The 19,007-nt window shown below is 65.0% G+C and carries 21 protein-coding genes; 10 read left to right on the top strand and 11 right to left on the bottom strand.

Going from position 1 to position 19,007, the window contains the following annotated elements; translation table 11 throughout:
* Positions 1-931 (bottom strand): LysR family transcriptional regulator (locus KUO17_RS01785; protein ID WP_217973335.1); only part of this gene is annotated, 931 nt, incomplete at its 3' end.
* A gap of 104 nt (positions 932-1,035) precedes the next feature.
* Here KUO17_RS01785 and KUO17_RS01780 point away from each other — a divergent pair.
* From KUO17_RS01780 to nhaA, 4 genes are all read left to right on the top strand, one after another.
* Positions 1,036-1,635, top strand: a complete 600-nt coding sequence (locus KUO17_RS01780) for a short chain dehydrogenase (protein ID WP_217973334.1) — start codon at positions 1,036-1,038, stop codon at positions 1,633-1,635.
* 69 nt (positions 1,636-1,704) lie between these two features.
* A complete protein-coding gene (locus tag KUO17_RS01775; protein WP_217973333.1) occupies positions 1,705-2,379 on the top strand; it encodes a COG3650 family protein in 675 nt (224 codons plus the stop codon).
* Positions 2,380-2,484: 105 nt separating this feature from the next.
* On the top strand, positions 2,485-4,098 hold the full coding sequence (locus KUO17_RS01770) for an NAD(P)/FAD-dependent oxidoreductase (RefSeq protein WP_217973332.1): 1,614 nt from the start codon (positions 2,485-2,487) through the stop codon (positions 4,096-4,098).
* A gap of 123 nt (positions 4,099-4,221) precedes the next feature.
* On the top strand, positions 4,222-5,403 hold the full coding sequence (gene nhaA, locus KUO17_RS01765; RefSeq protein WP_217973331.1) for a Na+/H+ antiporter NhaA: 1,182 nt from the start codon (positions 4,222-4,224) through the stop codon (positions 5,401-5,403).
* Positions 5,404-5,470: 67 nt separating this feature from the next.
* Here the strand turns inward: nhaA and KUO17_RS01760 are convergent, their stop codons facing one another.
* A complete protein-coding gene (locus KUO17_RS01760; protein ID WP_163972389.1) occupies positions 5,471-5,935 on the bottom strand; it encodes an outer membrane lipoprotein in 465 nt (154 codons plus the stop codon).
* 147 nt (positions 5,936-6,082) lie between these two features.
* Between KUO17_RS01760 and KUO17_RS01755 the strand changes: the two genes are divergently transcribed.
* Positions 6,083-6,319: a hypothetical protein gene (locus KUO17_RS01755; protein WP_217973330.1), complete on the top strand. Its 237-nt coding sequence runs from the start codon at positions 6,083-6,085 to the stop codon at positions 6,317-6,319.
* On the opposite strand, the gene pdxH is transcribed toward KUO17_RS01755, so the two are convergent.
* The 5 genes from pdxH to dinG form a co-directional block, all read right to left on the bottom strand.
* Positions 6,316-6,963, bottom strand: a complete 648-nt coding sequence (gene pdxH / locus KUO17_RS01750; protein WP_217973329.1) for a pyridoxamine 5'-phosphate oxidase — start codon at positions 6,961-6,963, stop codon at positions 6,316-6,318. The genes KUO17_RS01755 and pdxH overlap by 4 nt on opposite strands.
* A gap of 18 nt (positions 6,964-6,981) precedes the next feature.
* Positions 6,982-7,950, bottom strand: a complete 969-nt coding sequence (locus KUO17_RS01745; protein WP_217973328.1) for an OmpA family protein — start codon at positions 7,948-7,950, stop codon at positions 6,982-6,984.
* A gap of 98 nt (positions 7,951-8,048) precedes the next feature.
* The gene (locus KUO17_RS01740; protein ID WP_217973327.1) at positions 8,049-9,194 is read right to left on the bottom strand and encodes a serine hydrolase domain-containing protein; all 1,146 of its coding nucleotides are present in this window, start codon (positions 9,192-9,194) and stop codon (positions 8,049-8,051) included.
* Positions 9,195-9,309: 115 nt separating this feature from the next.
* Positions 9,310-11,544, bottom strand: a complete 2,235-nt coding sequence (locus KUO17_RS01735; protein ID WP_217973326.1) for a beta-agarase — start codon at positions 11,542-11,544, stop codon at positions 9,310-9,312.
* Positions 11,545-11,625: 81 nt separating this feature from the next.
* Entirely contained in the window at positions 11,626-13,770 is a 2,145-nt protein-coding gene (dinG, locus tag KUO17_RS01730; RefSeq protein ID WP_217973325.1) for an ATP-dependent DNA helicase DinG, read from the bottom strand.
* Between the two features lie 96 nt (positions 13,771-13,866).
* Here dinG and KUO17_RS01725 point away from each other — a divergent pair, with 96 nt between their 5' ends.
* Entirely contained in the window at positions 13,867-14,331 is a 465-nt protein-coding gene (locus KUO17_RS01725) for a CopD family protein (RefSeq protein ID WP_217973324.1), read from the top strand.
* 87 nt (positions 14,332-14,418) lie between these two features.
* On the opposite strand, the gene KUO17_RS01720 is transcribed toward KUO17_RS01725, so the two are convergent.
* The 4 genes from KUO17_RS01720 to KUO17_RS01705 all read right to left on the bottom strand — a co-directional run bounded on the left by KUO17_RS01720 (position 14,419) and on the right by KUO17_RS01705 (position 17,050).
* Entirely contained in the window at positions 14,419-15,177 is a 759-nt protein-coding gene (locus KUO17_RS01720) for a collagen-like protein (RefSeq protein ID WP_217973323.1), read from the bottom strand.
* On the bottom strand, positions 15,170-15,427 hold the full coding sequence (locus tag KUO17_RS01715; protein ID WP_217973322.1) for a DUF1145 domain-containing protein: 258 nt from the start codon (positions 15,425-15,427) through the stop codon (positions 15,170-15,172). The genes KUO17_RS01720 and KUO17_RS01715 overlap by 8 nt, the downstream gene beginning before the upstream one ends.
* Positions 15,428-15,552: 125 nt before the next feature.
* A complete protein-coding gene (locus tag KUO17_RS01710; RefSeq protein WP_217973321.1) occupies positions 15,553-16,266 on the bottom strand; it encodes a PA1041 family peptidoglycan-binding anchor lipoprotein in 714 nt (237 codons plus the stop codon).
* Between the two features lie 91 nt (positions 16,267-16,357).
* Positions 16,358-17,050: a PA1041 family peptidoglycan-binding anchor lipoprotein gene (locus KUO17_RS01705; protein ID WP_217973320.1), complete on the bottom strand. Its 693-nt coding sequence runs from the start codon at positions 17,048-17,050 to the stop codon at positions 16,358-16,360.
* Between the two features lie 160 nt (positions 17,051-17,210).
* Here KUO17_RS01705 and KUO17_RS01700 point away from each other — a divergent pair, with 160 nt between their 5' ends.
* The 4 genes from KUO17_RS01700 to KUO17_RS01685 are packed head-to-tail and all read left to right on the top strand — an operon-like array spanning position 17,211 to position 18,887.
* Entirely contained in the window at positions 17,211-17,705 is a 495-nt protein-coding gene (locus tag KUO17_RS01700; protein ID WP_217973319.1) for a DUF6231 family protein, read from the top strand.
* Positions 17,706-17,709: 4 nt separating this feature from the next.
* The gene (locus tag KUO17_RS01695; protein WP_217973318.1) at positions 17,710-18,186 is read left to right on the top strand and encodes a YchJ family protein; all 477 of its coding nucleotides are present in this window, start codon (positions 17,710-17,712) and stop codon (positions 18,184-18,186) included.
* Between the two features lie 2 nt (positions 18,187-18,188).
* Positions 18,189-18,668, top strand: a complete 480-nt coding sequence (locus tag KUO17_RS01690) for an LEA/WHy family protein (protein WP_217973317.1) — start codon at positions 18,189-18,191, stop codon at positions 18,666-18,668.
* A 6-nt stretch (positions 18,669-18,674) separates the two neighbouring features.
* Entirely contained in the window at positions 18,675-18,887 is a 213-nt protein-coding gene (locus tag KUO17_RS01685) for an SEC-C metal-binding domain-containing protein (RefSeq protein WP_217973316.1), read from the top strand.
* Positions 18,888-19,007 lie beyond the last annotated feature (120 nt).

Here is a 19,007-nt window from a genome sequence, read left to right as displayed (position 1 = left end):
TTGCCAGCGAAGGGGGCGATACTGGCAACGCACCCAACGCCTGGCTCCCACGCTTGAACCAGCGCACCAGATAATCGGCGACTACCTGCACGCGCCTGGGCATCCCGCCCTGATACGGGTGCACCAGAAACAACGGCGTACTGCGCGTCTGGTAATCACGCAGCAACCAGCACAGGCGCCCATCCGCCAGCTCGGCATGCAGCATATACGACGGCAACCGGGCCACTCCCGCCCCCACCAGCACAGCCTTCTTCAACAGGCTGTAGTGGTTGCTGGCAAAGTTTCCCGCCACCTGTACCCGCAGCAACTCATGCTGCTGGTGGTACAACCATTCTTCACGCCCGCTGTAATGACTGTTGAGCAGGCAGCGATGCTCGCCCAACGCCTGCGGCGTGGTCGGCGTGCCATGCCGTGCCAGGTACGCCGGGCTGGCGCAGGTCAGTTCCTGCATGGCCAGCAGCGGCCGTGCCACCAGGCGCTCGTCGCTGCCGGGGCTCTGGCGAATCGCCAGGTCGAAGCCGTCACGCAGCAGGTCGCGGTAGGCATTGTCCAGTTCAAGCTCGATCTGCAGGTCGGGGTACTGGCTGCCCAGCTCAAGCAGCAACCCGTCGAAAAACGTCTCACCCAGCGACACCGGCACCGTGACCCGCACAGGCCCCGCCAGGTCGTCCTTGAGCCGCGACAACGCCTGGCGCGCCTGGGTCAGCTGGCGCACCAGCGCCTGCGCCTGGGGTAACAGCGCTGCCCCCGCCGCCGTCAGGCTCAGGCGCCGGGTAGTGCGGTGCAGCAGCTTGACCGAGTGGGTGCTCTCCAGTTGGCTGATGCGCTTGGACAACTGGCCCTTGCTCCAGCCCAGTTGCTCGGCCGCCAGGGTAAAACTGCCGGCATCCATCAACACGGCAAACGCAGCCAGGTCGTCGAAGTCGCTCATGGATTGTTTCCACATGAAAACCAAAGGTTGCCCATTAGCACGCTTATCGGTGAAAAAATCCACCCTAGACTGGAACCTCCCCCCAACGCATGAGGACCCGCCCCATGAAAATCATCCTGATCGGCGCCAGCGGTACCATCGGTTCAGCCGTGGCCCTAGAACTTGAACAACGTCACGAGGTGATCCGTGTCGGTCGCAACAGCGGCGATTTGCAGGCCGACATCAGCGACAGCGCCTCGATCCGTCGCCTGTTCGAACAGACCGGGCGCTTCGATGCCGTGGTTTGCGCCGCCGGCAACGTGACCTTCGCGCCACTGGGCGAAATGAGCGAAGAACACTTTGCCCTGGGCCTGAACGACAAGCTGATGGGCCAGGTCAACCTGCTGTTGATCGGTCGCGAGTTCATCAATGATGGCGGCTCGTTCACCTTCACCACCGGCATCACCAGCCACGACCCGATCCGCACCGGCAGTTCGGCCAGCCTGGTCAACGGTGCCATCGACGCCTTCGTGCGCGCCGCCGCCATCGAGCTGCCACGCGGCCTGCGGGTCAATTCCATCAGCCCCAACGTGCTGGTGGAGGCGATGCCGGCCTATGCGCCGTACTTTCGCGGCTTCAAGCCGGTACCGGCGGCCGATGTGGCGCTGGCCTATGCCAGGAGCGTCGAGGGGCTGCAGACCGGGCAGACCTATCACGTGGGCTAAGACCTTGTGATTGCGCGCCAGGCTGCGTAACGTGGCGGCACTTTTATGCACCCGATGCCGGAGCCCCCGATGCGTGCCGCCCCTTCTCTGCTGATCGCCGCCCTGCTGCCTCTGTTTGCTGGTTGCCAGCTGCTGGCCGAAAAACCCGAGACGGCCTCCACCGTCGGGATGACCCGCCTGCAGGGTGAGCTGTCGGGCGCCGGCGGCCAACTGCTGTTCAAGCCATGCGAAGAGAACCGTCGCTTCGTCGTCAGCGATACCGGCAACACCGGCCTGTTGCAGGAAGCCTCGGCGCTGGCGGCAACCCCGGGCACGCTGTTCGCCGATGTGCGCGGCACGCTGGCGGGCAGCCAGGGCGCGGGCAATGACGGCCAGTTCAACGTGCAACAGCTGTACCGCGTCGAACATTCCTCCAGCGCCTGCAGCGACCCCAACTTCAAGCGCCTGACCCTGCGCGCCAGCGGCCACGAGCCGGACTGGAACCTGAAGGCCAGCGGCAAGGGCATGGTGCTCGATCGCCCAGGCCAGCCTTCGCTGGCGCTACCTTACCTCGAGGAACAACTGCCCGACGGTCGCTTTGCCCTGAGCACCGAAGCCAACGGCCAGCGTGTGGACCTGTGGGTGGCCCCGCAACGCTGCGTCGACAGCGCCACCGGCGCGGTCAGCCACCTCAGCGCCGAGTTGCGCATCGACGGCCAGACCCTGCGCGGCTGCGGCTACTACGGCGGTTCGCGCAACGACTGACCGGCTGCGCGCGTTTAAGCTGCCTTAAGCGCCCGCGAACAGCTTATACTTGGCGGTTTATGCAAAGCCGCCGGCCCTTCCATGGCCGGGATACTGGACCCTGTCATGCTACGAATCACTGAACTGAAGTTGCCGCTGGATCACCCTGACGAAGCCCTGCGCGAAGCCATCGTGCAGCGCCTGGGGATCAGCGACGACCAGCTGCTGGACTTCACCCTGTTCAAACGCAGCTACGATGCGCGCAAGAAGAACACCGAACTGCTGTTCATCTACACCATCGACCTGACGGCCAGCGACGAAGCCGCGCTGCTGCAAAAATTCGCCGATGACCACAACATCGGCCCGGCGCCCGACGTCAGCTACAAGCCGGTCGGCCAGGCGCCGGCCGCGCTTGCCGAACGCCCGATCGTGGTCGGTTTCGGCCCCTGCGGGATCTTCGCCGGCCTGCTGCTGGCGCAGATGGGCTTCAAGCCGATCATCCTCGAGCGCGGCAAGGAAGTGCGCCAGCGCACCAAGGACACCTGGGGCCTGTGGCGCAAAAGCGTGCTCAACCCCGAGTCCAACGTGCAGTTCGGCGAAGGCGGCGCGGGCACCTTCTCCGACGGCAAGCTGTACAGCCAGATCAAGGACCCCAAGCACCATGGCCGCAAGGTGCTGCACGAGTTCGTCAAGGCCGGTGCGCCGGACGAGATCCTGTACGTCAACAAACCGCACATCGGCACCTTCCGCCTGACCGGCATGGTCGAGAACATGCGCCAGCAGATCGAGGCGCTGGGTGGCGAGGTGCGTTTCGAGCAGAAGGTCACCGACCTGATCAGCGAAGGTGAGCAACTCACCGGCGTAGTGCTGGAGAGTGGCGAACAGTTGCATTCGCGTCACGTGGTGCTGGCGCTGGGTCACAGTGCCCGCGACACCTTCCGCATGCTGCACGCACGCGGCGTGTTCATGGAAGCCAAGCCGTTCTCCATCGGCTTTCGTATCGAACACCCGCAGACGCTGATCGACCAGGCGCGCCTGGGCAAATATGCCGGGCACCCGAAACTGGGCGCGGCCGACTACAAGCTGGTGTACCACGCCAAGAACGGTCGCTCGGTGTACAGCTTCTGCATGTGCCCGGGCGGTACGGTCGTGGCTGCCACCAGCGAACCGGGGCGCGTGGTGACCAACGGCATGAGCCAGTACTCGCGCAACGAGCGCAATGCCAACTCCGGGATCGTGGTCGGCATCACGCCCGAGCAGGACTACCCGGGCGGCCCGCTGGCCGGCATCGAATTGCAGGAACGCCTGGAAAGCCTGGCCTATGAACTCGGGGGCAGCAATTACCAGGCACCGGCGCAACTGGTCGGCGACTTTGTCGCGGGCAAACCGTCCACTGCGCTGGGCAGTGTCGAGCCGTCGTACAAGCCGGGCGTGAGCCTGGGTGACCTGGCATTGAGCCTGCCAGCCTTCGCCATCGACGCGATCCGCGAAGCGCTGCCAGCGTTCGACCGCCAGATCAAGGGCTACAACCTGCCGGATGCGGTGTTGACCGGGATCGAGACGCGCACCTCTTCGCCGCTGCGCATTACCCGCGATGCCACGCTGCAGAGCCTGAACCTGAAGGGCTTGTTCCCGGCGGGTGAAGGGGCCGGGTATGCCGGCGGGATTCTGTCGGCGGGCGTGGACGGGATCCGGATTGCCGAGGCGGTGGCGCGCAGCCTGTTGGGTATCGAAGAATGATGTAGCCTTTGCCGGCGAAGGGGCCGCAACAGCTTATAACAAAAAAGAATATAGTATTTGTTTTAAAGAATAACGCCACAAGGTAGGGTGACCCTCTTTCGAATTCAGGATGGAGGAGCACCCTTGCCTCTACGTACGACACTCACGCGCTTTTTCCAGCTCGAATCAGCCAGCGGCCTGCTGCTGATCGGTGCTGCCGCCCTGGCGCTGATCATCAACAATTCGCCCCTCTCCTACCTCTACAACGGCCTGCTCGATGTACCGGTAGTGGCCCAGGTCGGCGCACTCAAAATCGCCAAGCCGCTGCTGCTGTGGATCAACGACGGCCTGATGGCCTTGTTCTTCCTGCTCATCGGCCTTGAGGTCAAGCGCGAGATCATCGACGGCCACCTGTCCAAGCCCTCGCAGATCGTGCTGCCGGGTGCGGCGGCCATCGGCGGCATGGTGGTACCGGCGTTGATCTACTACGTCCTCAACAAGGACAACCCCGCCGCCGTGGCCGGATGGGCCATCCCTACCGCCACCGACATCGCCTTCGCCCTGGGCGTACTGGCGCTGCTGGGCAAACGCGTGCCAGTGTCGCTGAAACTGTTCCTGATGACCTTGGCGATCATCGACGACCTGGGGGCCATCATCGTCATCGCGCTGTTCTACTCGGGCGCCCTCTCCACCCTGTCGCTGATGCTGGCCGCCGCCTGCCTGGTGGCGCTGGTAGCCATGAACCGGCTGGGGGTAGTGAAGCTGGGCCCGTACATGGTGATCGGGCTGATCCTGTGGGTCTGCGTGCTCAAGAGCGGCGTGCACGCCACCCTGGCCGGGGTGACCCTGGCGCTGACCATCCCGCTGCGCACCCGAAATGCCGAACCCTCGCCGCTGCTGAGCCTTGAGCACGCCCTGCACCCGTGGGTGGCCTACGGCATCCTGCCGCTGTTCGCCTTCGCCAACGCCGGCGTTTCACTGGCCGGGGTCAGCATGGAGAGCTTCACTCATCACGTACCGATGGGCATCGCCATCGGCCTGCTGCTGGGCAAGACGGTGGGCGTGTTCGGCCTGACCTGGCTGGCCATCAAGCTGGGCCTGGCCGCCTTGCCGGCCGGCGCCAACTGGGGCCAGGTGCTGGGGGTGGCCATCCTGTGCGGCATCGGCTTCACCATGAGCCTGTTCGTCGGCTCGCTGGCCTTCGTGCCGGGCAGCAGCGAGTTCGCCGGCATGGACCGCATGGGCATCCTCACCGGCTCCATCCTGGCGGCGTTGATCGGCTATGCGGTCACCGCACTGGCCAGCCGCAAGGCCGTCAGCGTCTAGAAAATCGACGGCAATAAAAAACCCCGACCGGCCATGCCGCGTCGGGGTTTTGTTTGCCTGCCCGGTATCAGTGAGACACCCGGCTGGTACCATCTACGGTCATGATCCGCACACGTTCGCCAACACGGAAAATCTCGTTCTGCTGAACCTGCTGGACATAGGCACGCATGCTGCCATCGTCTTCACGCACGGTGATTTCCACGCCCTGGGTGCGGGTCAGGCCTTCTTCGGCGGCCGAACCGGCCAGGCCACCGGCAACTGCGCCAATCACCGCCGCTACGATACTGCCGCGACCACCACCCACGGCACTACCGGCCACACCGCCGACGATCGCGCCCGCGCCGCCACCGATCGGGGTCTTGGTGCCCTCGATCTTGACCGGACGCAAGGATTCGATGGTGCCCATGCGAACCTGCTGCACGCGGCGCGCCTCATCACGGGAATAGGAATCACCGGTCAGGTTGGAGGCACAACCGCCGAGCAGCAGCGACATCGTGGTGAACGATGCCACCAGCAGAACTGATTTACGCATAGGATCATCTCCAGAAGACAGGTAGTGATTAGACTCCGCGCGTTGACCGCTGTCACGACACGCGGTGTATAAAATTGCTTCCATTCAGCGTCGGTACAGGCTGTGAGCCGCCATCGCTAGCGCAACACTCAACAGGCAAGGATAGACATGGATTACTTCATCATCGCCATTACCACCCTGGCGGGTCTGTATTTCCACGGGTGGCTGTATGTACGCATCAAGCGCTGGATGGACCGTGACCTGGCCCTGTCGTTGGCCGGAGACGATGAACACAAGCGAAACTTCATGCTACAACGTCTGGACAACGCCCGAGCGCAAAAGGTCAAACGCAAGGACCTGGCGGCCTGGCTGGAACGCGCGGCCGCCGAATATCGCCCGGGTTAAGGCGCCAGCCGCTCGCGCGACCACAGCCCCTGCCTGAGGCGGTAGTTGAGGCGATCGTGCAGACGGCTCGAACGGCCCTGCCAGAACTCGATGCGCTCGGGCACCAGGCGGTAGCCGCCCCAATGCTCAGGGCAGTGTGGCTGGGTATCGCTGAAACGCTGCTCGGTGGCCTTGACCAGCCCTTCGAGCTCTTCGCGGTTGGCGATCACCCGGCTTTGCGGTGACGCCCAGGCGCCCAGCCGGCTGCCCAGCGGGCGCACCTGGTAATACGCGTCAGACTCCTGCGCGGTAACTTTCATCACCTTGCCCTCGATGCGCACCTGGCGTTCCAGGGTGGGCCAGAAGAACGTCATGGCGGCAAACGGGTTGGCGCGCAGATGATGACCCTTGGCGCTTTCGTAGTTGGTGAAGAAGGTGAAGCCCTGCTCATCCAGCCCCTTGAGCAGCAGGATGCGGCAATGCGGCCGGCCCTCCCCGTCCACCGTGGCCAACGTCATGGCATTGGCTTCGACAGGCGCCTGCTCGGTCTTGACCGCATCGGCGAACCATTGATGAAACAGCGCGAACGGCTCGGCCGGAGCCTGGGCTTCGGTCAACCCGTCACGGGTGTAGTCGCGGCGCATATCGGCCAGGGTCTGGGTCATTACTGCGTTCCTTGACGATCAGTTGGTCTTCGCAGGGCTGGTGGCAGCGACTTTCTTCGCGGCCGGGGCGGCTTTCTTGGCGGCAGGCTTGGCCGCGGCCGGTTTCTTGGCAACGGTCTTGGCCGCTGCTGTTTTTTTCGCTGCCGGCTTGGCCGCAGCCTTGGCAGCAGGTTTGGCGGCCGCCTTGGCAGCGGGCTTGGCTGGCGCCTTGGCGTCCTGCACCGCGACCAGTTCGGCCGGGCTCGGGGTCGGCTGCTGGTATTTGGCTACCAACGCCAGCATGGTGTTCTGCGGGGTCAGCAGCAGCTCGACACGACGGTTCAAGGCACGCCCCTGCAGGCTGTCGTTGGCGGCGCGCGGCGCAACCGAACCCATGCCGCGCAGCATCAGGCGGTCACGCTGCAAGCCGCTGAGGCGGAAAATCGCCGCGATCGACTGTGCACGTTCCTGGCTGAGCTTCTGGTTCAGCGCCGCCGCACCACTGGTGTCGGCGTGGCCCAGTACCAGCACGGCAGTCTTGGTGTCGGTCTCGATCACCTTGGCGACGCGGGTGATCGGGCCCAGGGTGACGGGCAGCAGCATGGCCGGGCGGTCAGGGTTATAGGAAGAGTCGACCGGCACGGTGACTACCAGCACATCTTCACGGCGCTCGAGCTCGAACTTGCTGTCCTTGATCGCCTCGCGCAGCTTGGGCTCGTAATCGTCGAGCCAGGCCTGGGTGGCCTTGACGTCGATCTTCGGCACGGCCTGGGCCTTTACCTTGTCGTCATCACCAAACGGCCACCACCAGCGGCTGCCGCTGTCGGACTTGGCATCGGCCTTGGCGACCTTCTCGGTGACCACTTCCTTCACTTCCTTGTCGGCGACCTTGTCCGAACCGAACGGCCACCAGCGGTGGCCGCTGTCGGCCGAACCGTTCTGGGGATGCTGCGCGCAACCGGTCACGGCCAGGCACAGGGCGAGAGCTAAGGTTTTATGTGAAGACATCAGCGATACACCATGAAAATGAAAGAAATTTGACCCAACAGCGCAGGCTGTTGGAATCCAGAATAGACGTTGGGTTCCGGCAAATGGGGCTTACCCGATCAAAGGCAGCCGGCCAGTACCCGAACCAGTTGCTGCGCGCGCGGGTCCATCAGCACGTATGGGCCCAGGGTATTGGTGACGAAGCCGAAGGCTACATCGTACTCCGGGTCGGCGAACCCGACCGATCCCCCTGCGCCCGGGTGACCAAAGGCCTTTGCGCCCAGACCGAAGGTCGCGTTGGCCACACTTGGCTGGTCGAGCATGCAGCCCAGGCCGAAGCGGGTCTGGGTGAGCAGGGTCCTGTCCTCGCCCAGGCTGTGTTCACGGGTCAGTTCATCGAGCAGTTCCGATTCGAGCAGGCTGCCGTCGAGCAGGCCGGCATAGAAGCCGGCCAGGCTGCGAGCGTTGCCGTGGCCGTTGGCGGCCGGTTGCTGCATGCGGCGCCACTCGGGCTTGTTGGTACTGGTCAGGATCGCTGGCGGGTTGGTGAAGGCGCGGGTCGAGAGTGCCTCGGGCTCGCGCATCGTGACCTGCAGCAAGCGCCTGGCCGCTTCGTCGCCCGGGTTACCTTTGCCCCGGGCGATGTGCGCGACACGGTAGAACTCTTCGTCGTCCAGTCCCACATGGAAATCCAGCCCCAGGGGTTTGGCGGTACGCGCCACGATCGACTCGCCCGGGCCGCGCCCGTCGGCACGCCGGATCAGTTCGCCGATCAGCCAGCCGTAGGTGATGGCGGCGTAGCCGTGGGCGGTGCCGGGCGTCCACCACGGCGTTTCGGCGGCCAGCGTATCGACCATGGTTTGCCAGTCGTAGAGCGCCTCAGGGGCGAGCAGTGGGCGAATGGCGGGCAGGCCGGCCTGGTGGCACAGCAGTTGGCGCAGGGTAATCGCCTGCTTGCCGGCCTGGGCAAATTCGGGCCAGTAGCGGGCGACGGGGGCGTCCAGTGCCAGCTTGCCTTCGGCCACCAGTTGCAGTGCGGTGACGGCGGTGAAGGTCTTGGTGCAGGAGAACAGGTTGGCGATGGTATCGGTGTGCCAGGCTTGCTGGCCGTCCTTGTCGGCGCTGCCGGCCCAGAGGTCGACGACGGTTTCGCCGCCGACCTGGATGCACAGCGCGGCGCCGCGTTCCTGGGGATCATCGAAAAGGGCCGCGAAGGCTTCACGTACCGCTTCGAACTTGAGTTCGTAATGACCCTGAATCTGCACCCGTTGTTCTCCTGGCGTGTTGCGTGATGGAAGGCGGGCATTGTTCCAGCCCCTGAGGTTTTTGGGAACAGTGCAAGGCCGGCCGGTAGGAGATTGGTCGCGGCTCTGAATCGCGTTAACGCGTCGGCGGCGCAGCCGCCTTGCTCACCTGCTCCAGCACCCCGAGGTTGCTCCGGCGCACACTCTCCACAAAGCCCTGAAACGGCACATCGGTAATCCCGATCAAACCAAAATGCCCGTTCTCGCCATCCAGCAACCGCCCACTGGCCGGCTGATCCAGATACTGGAACCAATGCACACCCACGATCGAAGGCTCCTGCAACGCCGCCTTCACGAATTTCGCATACGCCGGCCCACGATCCTCCTCACGCGCCACCTCCATCGGCCCCGGCCCGAAAGGCCCACGATCACGCGAACCAAACTGGAACTCCGACACCAGCACCGGCTTGTCCAACGCCGCAAGCTGGGCAACGTCATAGCCATCCTGCGGCGTCGGCGCATAAACGTTGAAGCTCAACACGTCACAGTACTTGGCACAGGCTGCCACCGCCTCGGGCGTGCTCAGCGCAAATCGCCCGCCCAGCAACAGGTGATTGGGCGCATGCCACTTCAGCGAATCGGAAATCGTCTTGAAATAGGTCTCGGCGAACACCCGCTGGAAATACTTGAAGTCGGCCTCGATCTCAGGGTACTCAGGGCTCGGCAGCGGCGGCTCGAACCCCGGGTCTTCCATCAGCTCCCACGCCGTCAGCTCGATACCCCAGGCCTTGGACAGCCCGGCCTGGTTACGGTACTTGTCACGCAACTGCTTGAGGAACGCACGCTTGGCCGGCACGTCGGTGGTCAGGCGCAAGGTGCCGTACGCCAACGCGTAGCGCGCCTTCGGCCCATCGCCCGGCGCCGCCCAGGCCAGTTCGTTGTCGGCAAAGTAACCGATCAGCCACGGGTCATCGCGATGATCGCGGGCGGCAATGGCCACTGCACGCTCGGTGGCCATGGCAAAGCGTGGGTCGAACGGATCGGGCATGGCGCCCCACCAATCCATGCCGGTGCTGATGCTGGTGTAGTCACCACCGATCGACAGCGGCAAGGTGTAGGCCACGCGCTGGGCCTGCAGGCCGTTGTCGCTCCAGTTACCCAGGGTATTGAAGCCCCACGCCTGCAGACGGTCCAGGCTGTGGCCCTGCCAGCGCGCCGCGTCAAAGGTTGCCGCCGGGCACGCGGGCGCTGCCTGCTCGGCTGACGGCGCAGCACAGGGGCTGGCGTAGCTGCGGTGCAGGTTGGCGGCATAGAAGTCGAACCAGCGACCTTTGGCAAAACCACGCCCCAGCGACGAACCGTTGCCATCCTGGTTGTTGCCTTGGCCGTAATACTGCGCCAGCGGGGCCTGCGCCTCGGGCAGCGCGGTGAACATCGATTCGCGCCCCTCCACATAGGTACGCCCACCCTCGGCGGTCACTGCATTGACCCCCAGCGAATAGAAAGGATTGCCCTCAGGGGTCACCAGAAACCAGCGCCCATCGCGCTTCTCGGTACGGAAGAACCCTTTGGCCTCGAACGCCGTACCACCGGTCACCCCCCCATAGGTGTCGCGCTTGAGCTTGCCCTGCTCGGCCAGCCAGCCCTTGAGTTGCTGCTGCTCGCGCTGCGCAGCGGCCTTGAGCTGGTCATCGCTGCTGATCTTTTCTGGCCAACGGCCACGGGTGAACTGGCCATAGCCATCGATCAGCCCGGTATAGGCTGCGGTTTGCAGCACGTTGTCATCCTGTACGCCGAAGCGCTCCACCAGAATGCTCTGGGCCGCCTTGGGCCTGGGCATCGACAAGGTCACCGAAACGACCTGCCTGAGATCGACTTCACCCTCGCTGCTGGTCAGCAGCACACGCTGGCCATCGTGCTGCCAGGGCATGGGCGGGCCCACGCGCATGCCCTGGCTCAGCGGTGAACTGGCGGTCAGTGGCACCAGCACGGTCTGTGCCGGGCCGGCCGGCAGGTCGATACGGCTGGTCAGCGTCTTGCCGTCGCTGCCCAGCACCGTCACATCCACCGTCACGGCCCAGTCCATCGCGCTTTGCAGGCGCAACGTCATGGCGCTCGCGCCCGACCAGTCCCACACGCCCGCTTGCGGGCTCAACGTGAGTTTCGGGCGCTCCACCGGGTTGAACACCACGCGGCGCAGCACCTCGCCCTCGGCCGTCTGCTCTGCATTGTATTGAGGCAGGCTGGCATCTTCGGTCACCACATTGACCACCGAGGCCGGGCGCACGAAGTTGAACAGCGTCTGTTGCCCGGCCAGCAACGGCGAGCTGAACAACAGTGCAAAAACGGCAGGCAGGGTACGGCGCAACATAGGGCTGGAGTTCTCCTTGATGGCCCTTGCGGGCCTTGGTCTGAGTGATAGACAACACAGCGGTGAAAAGCGCGGCGAAGCTCAGGAAATTTCCCGGCGAAACGGCGGCAGCGCATTGAGGATAGCCTTGCCGTAGCGTTGTGTGACAACGCGTCGGTCAAGCAAGGTGATGGTGCCGCGGTCCTCTTCGGTACGCAGCAACCGCCCGCAGGCCTGGATCAGGCGCAGCGAGGCATCGGGCACGGCGATCTCCATGAACGGGTTGCCGCCGCGCGCCTCGATCCATTCGGCCAGGGCCGCCTCCACCGGGTCATCCGGTACCGCGAAGGGGATCTTGGCGATGACCACGTGCTCGCAGTAGGCACCCGGCAAGTCGACCCCTTCGGCAAAGCTGGCCAGCCCGAACAGCACGCTGGAATCACCACCGTCGACCCGCGCCTTGTGCTTGTTGAGGGTTTCCTGCTTGGACAGGTTGCCCTGAATGAACACCTGCTTGCGCCAGTCGCGGTCCAGCCCGTCGAACACGTCCTGCATCTGCTTGCGCGACGAGAACAGCACCAGCGAGCCGCGCGAACCTTCAACCAGTTCTGGCAGGTCACGAATGATCGCCGCCGTGTGCGCCGGGGCATCGCGTGGGTCGGCGCGCAGGTCGGGGACCCGTAGCACGCCAGCATCGACGTGGTGGAACGGGCTCGGCACCACGGCAGTCACCGCCAGCTTGGGCAGGCCGGCGCGCATGCGAAAACGGTCGAACTTGCCCAGCGCGGTCAGCGTGGCCGACGTCACCAGGGCGCCATGGGCGACGTTCCACAGGTTGCGGCGCAGCATCTCGGCCGCAAGGATGGGGCTGGCGTTGACTTCGATGTCGAACAGCGCACCGCTTTCGGCCAGGGTCAGCCAGCGCGCCATGGGCGGGCTGTCTTCGGGGTCTTCGGCGGTGAACGCGGTCCACAGCTCCCAGTTGCTCTGGGCACGGGTCTGCAGGCTGCCGAACAGCGGGTACCATTCTTCGGCCTGGTGGCTCGGGATGCCGATGCTGACTTCCGCGTCCATGCCTTCCTTGAGCAGCTCGGTGAGCCGCGTGAACAGGTCGGTCAGACGCGAAAAGCCCTTTTTCAGCTCGATGCCCATCTCGCGCATGTGCTCGGGCACCACCCCGCCGATGAAGCGGTAGCGCGGCCGCTCGCGGCCTTCCATGTCTTCGCCGGGACGAAACTCGGCCACCTGCTCGCAGGCACTGAACATGAACTGCTGCTGGGCCTTGATCTCGCGCGCCAGCTCCGGTACCTGCTCGATGAACTTGCCCAGGTCCCCCGGCAGCGGGTTCTGCGCCAGCAGCTTGGCCAGGTTCTTGGCCGTCTGCTCCAGCCAGTCGGCAGTGGAACGCAGGCGGGTGTAGTGGGCAAAGTGGCCGATGGCCTTGTCGGGCAGGTGATGGCCTTCGTCGAACACATAGATGGTGTCGCGCGGGTCGGGCAGCACGGCGCCGCCGCCCAGGGCCAGGTCGGCCAGCACCATGTCGTGGTTGGTGACGATCACATCCACCTTGCCCATGCCTTCACGGGCCTTGTAGAAGGTGCACTGGCCGAAGTTGGGGCAGTGGCGGCCGGTGCACTGGCTGTGGTCGGTGGTCAGGCGCGACCAGTCCTGGTCTTCCAGGGCCTGGGGCCAGCTGTCGCGGTCGCCGTCCCATTTGTTGCCGGCAAGCTTCTCGATCATGCTGGTGAACAGCTTCTGGCTGGCTTCGTCCACCTCGATGCGAAAGCCCTCTTCCTCGAACAGCTGGGCGGTGGCGGTCTGCGCGTGGCCTTCCTGCAGCAGCACGTCGAGCTTGGACAGGCACAGGTAGCGACCACGGCCCTTGGCCAGGGCGAAGCTGAAGTTCAGGCCGCTGTTGCGCATCAGGTCCGGCAGGTCCTTGAACACGATCTGTTCCTGCAGGGCCACGGTGGCGGTGGCGATCACCAGGCGCTTGCCGGCGGCCTTGGCCGCCGGAATCGAGGCCAGGCTGTAGGCCACCGTCTTGCCGGTACCAGTACCGGCCTCGACCGCGACCACGGCGGGCTCACCGCTGCGGCGCCCTTCGTCGTCCACGGCGATGTCGCCCAGCACCTTGGCCACTTCAGCGATCATCAGACGCTGGCCGTAGCGGGGCTTGAGGCTCTTGGCTTCGAGAAAACGCGAATAGGCGCCCTGAATCTGGGATTTGAGTTCGTTGCTGATCATGGTGTCGGGCGCCCAAAGGGCTGGATATATTTTCAGTGTTTCGAATGGGTCGCTATCATACCCCGCTATTGCCCCTCGCGCCGAATGGAGTTCCAGATGACCGCCTTTGCCCTGCCCTACAGCCTGCATTTACTGGCCGCCCTGATCTGGGTAGGCGGCATGTTCTTCGCCTGGCTGATCCTGCGCCCGGCCATGCTGGCCGCGCTTGACGGGCCCTCACGGTTGAAGCTGTGGGTAGAAGTATTTCAGCGTTTTTTCGTGTGGGTGTGGGTGGCCGTGGTGGTGCTGGCGATCAGCGGTGTGGGCATGATGCACCTGCGCTTTTCAGGGTTCGAGACGGCGCCGCGTTATGTGCAGGTGATGATTGGCGGCGGGATCGCGATGTTCGCGCTGTTCCTGCGGATTCAGGCGTTGCTGCTGCCCGAGTTGCGTACAGCAGTACAGGCGCAGGACTGGCCGGCGGGCGCAGCGGTGCTGGCGCGGATTCGGCGGTTGGTGGGGGTGAACCTGCTGCTGGGGGTAGCAGTGGTGCTGGTGGCGTCGACCCGGCTGCTGGTATGAGGCGCCCCTTTCGCTGGCAAGCCAGCGCCCACAGGGTTCACTGCTGTCCTTGTGGAAGCTGGCTTGCCGGCGAAGGGGCCCGCGAGGCTACAACCGTTGCAGGATCAGCTCACCGCTGGCCCCGGCCAAACCCGGTTGCCCAGGCTGCCCCGGCTTGCCCGCCGCGCCCTTGTCGGTGCGATACACCAGGCAGCCCTTGCTCGCGCCACCGGCGCCCGGCTTGCCCGGCGCACCCGCCAGCCCCGGCGCGCCGCCGTCCAGTTGCACCTTGATGTGTGCTGCCGGGAACGCGCTCGGCAGTACCAGGCGCACCCTGCCACCGGCCGCGCCATCCTGCCCGTTGCCGCCGTCGTCACCATTGGCACCCCGACTGGCCTGGCCCCAGGTGCACCCACCCGGCGTGCCATTGCCACCATCGAGCCCCACATAACCCGGCGCACCGGCGCCGCCGCGGGCATCGATCGACAACTGCTCGGCCTGCAGCGCCTGCACCCGCAGCTCCAGGTTGCGCCCAGGCCTGGCCACGCGCTCGTAGGTCCCCGGCGCCCCGTGTGCGGTAATCTGGCTGCCCTGGCCGAGCTGGGCCTGGCCGACCTCGATGCGCAAGTCGCGTTCGGCCGGCACGATGGCAATGCGCGCCTGGTTGCCCAGGTGCAGCTCATCCACTTTCAGTTCGACCAGGCTGGCCGGCAACAGCAGGGTCGCCGAGTCCGCCACGTCCAGGCGCTGCAAGTGCACCACGCTGGACGTGTTGGGCAGACGCAACACCGAATTCGCCGCCACACTGATGGCATCGGCCAACGCCAGCGGGCTGAACAATGCCGCCAACAGCATCAATTTACGCATCACCAGCCTCCAGGCGCGGGGCCGGTATCGATTGAATATGGAAAATACCCACCAGCAGGATCTGCAGGCGGTCGAACCAGCGATGGCTGCGCCCGCGCAGGCGGCCATTGAACATCAGCACTTCAAGCATATGCAGCCCCAGCAAGGTGGCACCGGCGAGGTTGATCAGCGCATGCAACGGCGGGTGCGCAGGGATCAGCAGGTTGACCAGCACAACCCACCAGAACACTACCGTCAGGGCCTTGCCCACCCCCCCACATCGCTTTCATACCTGCGTACCTTTTGTTATTGGTGTCAGGCAACCCGCGCAGTTCGCGCGGGCGCTGTGGTCCACCTTAACGGCTGGCACCCTGCCAATGCCAGCCTGCGGTGCGATCAATTGAGGTGCAACGCCACCCGACGGTTCTGCGCACGGCCCGCATCGCTGGCATTGTCGGCAATCGGCTGGCTTTCACCGAGCCCCTGGCTGGTCAGTTTCTGCGGCGCCAGGCCCTGGCCGATCAGGTACTCCGCCACGCTGCTGGCACGGCGCTCCGACAAGGCCTGGTTGTAGGCATCGCTACCACGGCTGTCGGTGTGCCCGATGACCTTGATGCTGGCGATGCTCGGGTCACTCAGCGTGCCGACCAGGGCGCGCAACTGCTGCTGGGCAGCCGCGGTGAGCTCGGCCGAGTCATAGGCGAACATCACGCTGCCCTGATCGTTGAGGGTAATCACCTGGGGCTCGGGTTCCGGGGCTTTCTCGCTGGGCGGGTACTGCGGCAACGGGCAGCCGTTATGGCTGACCGGGGTATTGGCCGGGGTGTCAGGGCAACGGTCGCGCCGGTCGAATACGCCGTCACCGTCTTCGTCGCCATCCTGGGCATAGCAGATCAGGCCACCGGCAATGGCGCCCAACGCGCCACCGCCTGCGGCCCAGGCCGAGCTTTCGATCGCCCCCAGGCCACCGCCGACGGCGCCGCCGAGCAGGCTGCAGATAGGCCAGGTTCGCTGGTTCAGCGGGGCGCTGCCATCACTGTGGGTGGCACAACCTGAAAGCAGGCTGGCGGCCAGTAGCACGGGAAGCGCAGCCTTGGTGAATACACTCATGGGGTAATGCTCCTGTGTCACCGGCCTGTACCGGTCACACAGGAGTAAAGACGGGCCCACGGCACTTCACAAGCCGTGGCCCGGCAGGGGCTCAGCGTTCGATACGGATTTCCACCCGGCGGTTCATCGAGCGCCCGTCGGCAGTGGCGTTGTCGGCCACCGGCTGGGTTTCACCGGCGCCCTGCACCGAGACGAAGCTGTTGCGCGGGATGCCGCCCTCGACCAGGTAGTCGGTCACCGAATGGGCCCGGCGTTGCGAGAGTTTCTGGTTGTAGGCATCGCTGCCGGCGCTGTCGGTATGCCCGGTGACGCTCAGGCGCGCACTCGGTGCCTCGTTTTTCAGGCGGGCGGTGATCTTGTCCAGGCGCAGCTTGTCGGCCGTGGTCAGCCTGGCCGAGTCGAATTCGAACAGTACATCGCGAATCACGATGACCTCCTCCTTGACCACCACCACTTCCTCGACCACCGCGACCGGCTCGGGCGGGCAGCCATTGGCATCGACCTGAACCCCACGCGGGGTGCCCGGGCACTTGTCGCGGCTGTCCGGTACGCCGTCGCCGTCTTCGTCGCCGTCGCCATTGGCCCAGCAGTAACCCGCCGCCAGGCCGCCGCCCAGCAGCGCCCCCCAGCCGGCCCAGCTGGAGCTTTCAATGGCGCCCAGGGCTGCGCCGCCCACGCCCCCGACGGCAGCACATGTCGGCCAGTCGGTTTTTTGCAAACCTGCACAACCAGTCAACACGCTGGTTAGCAGAACCAGGGGTAATGCTGTGCGAACTATGCTCATTTTGTTGCATCTCCTAGGGGGAATCGGTGCAAAACCGATGCTCTGGGAGTAAAGACCCCTGCTTCCATCTCCGCCAGCAATAAGCCATGACGCATTCGCCTCCCCCTCTATGCCTGCTGGCCCCGGCCGGCTAGTCTTGGTGGATGAACGAGGACCTCTGATGACTGACCGTTTTTCTTCGCGTACACCGCAGCAGGCACTGGCCGCCTTGCTCGAGCACCACACCCCGCAGCGCCTGCTGCTGGTGGGCAGCTCATTCCCGGCGCTGGAGGCGTTTGCCGCCGCGCACCCGCAGGTACATATCGCCACGGCCGAGCCGGGCCCGCTGCCGGCTGAACTGGCGGGGCAGCGTTTCGACCTGGCGGTGCTGGTGGACTGCCTGGAGCACATGGACAAGCGCGATGGCCTGCAACTGCTGGCAGGCATCCGCAACCTCAATGCCAGCCGCGTGGCCGTGCTCGCCGACCTGGGTGCCAGCACCTGGACCGTCACCGACTTCTATTCACTGGCCCTGCAGGCGAGCGAGCGTTTCCAGCGCGAGAGCCAGGTATTGACCCTGTTCACCTATGATGTACGTGACTACAAGCAGGTCCCGGACTGGCTCAATGCCAAGTTCTGGGCCAACCCGCAAAACTTTGGCAAGTACTGGTGGTGATGCAATGAGTGTCTCGGTTTGCCCCTGCGGCAGCGGTAATCTGCTGGATGCCTGCTGCGGGCATTATCACGCCGGCCACCCGGCCCCCGATGCGCAGACGCTGATGCGTTCGCGCTACAGCGCGTATGTGCTCGGGCTGGTGGACTACCTGGTGAGCACGACCCTGCCAGTGCAACAGGCCGGGCTGGATCGCGCCGGCATCGCCGCCTGGAGCGCGCAGAGCACCTGGCTGGGCCTGGAGGTGGAAAGCGCCGAAGTGTTCGGTGGCCAGCCCGATCACGCCTTCGTGACCTTCACCGCACGCTGGCACGACAACGAGGGCGAGCACAGCCACCGTGAGCGCTCGGCCTTCGTGCACCACGACGGCCGCTGGTACTTCATCGACCCGACGGTCGGGCTCAAGGCCGGGCGCAATGACGCCTGCCCGTGCGCCAGCGGGCAGAAGTTCAAGAAGTGCTGTGCCAGTTATGTGAGCAGCTAGCCATGCTCGCCCGCGCCCGCCTGTCGTTCATCAGCCTGGTGCTGGCGAGCCTGGCGGGCTGTGCCAGCTGGTGGGGAGGGGACTACAAAGACCCTGCCGTGCACCTGGTGCGGGTGGAGACGGTCAAGGCGCGCCTGATGCAACAGGCGTTCATCCTGCATTTTCGCATCGTCAACCCCAATGACAGCACCCTGCAGGTGCGCAACCTGCACTACGCCGTGTACCTGGCCGACCTGCTGCTGGCCGAGGGCGACCATGGCCAGTGGTTCCGGGTCGATGGCCACAGCCAGCGGGTCATCCAGGTGCCGGTGCGTACCAACCTGTGGCGCCAGCTCAAACCCATCGCCAAACTGCTCAAGCATCCCGAGCGGGCGATTCCCTATCGCCTGGAGGGTGAACTGAGCAGCGGATTATTCTTCGCCCGCGACCTGCACTTGCTGCGCAAGGGTGAGATAATTCCCGCCGATCTTATTCCGGAGTAACCCTCGATGACCCAGCAACCCCACGTTCATGGCCCAGACTGCAACCACGATCACGATCACGATCATCACGCGCATGATCATGACCACGGCCATGTGCATGGCCCGCACTGCAACCATGCCCCGCAGGAACCTGCGCGCAACGCCCTGAAGGACGTTGGCCGCAACGACCCGTGCCCGTGCGGCAACGGCAAGAAATTCAAGAAGTGCCATGGTGCCTGATCGCCCCCGGTAGTGCCGCTTTGCGGCCCTTTCGCTGGCAAGCCAGCGCCCACGAGGGTTTGCGGTGCTCACAAAACCCTGTGGGAGCTGGCTTGCCAGCGAAGCTTTTCAGGGCCTTTC

It is taken from the genome of Pseudomonas aegrilactucae (assembly GCF_019168305.1).
GTDB lineage: Bacteria > Pseudomonadota > Gammaproteobacteria > Pseudomonadales > Pseudomonadaceae > Aquipseudomonas > Aquipseudomonas aegrilactucae.
This window is presented reverse-complemented; position numbering and strand designations above follow the sequence as displayed.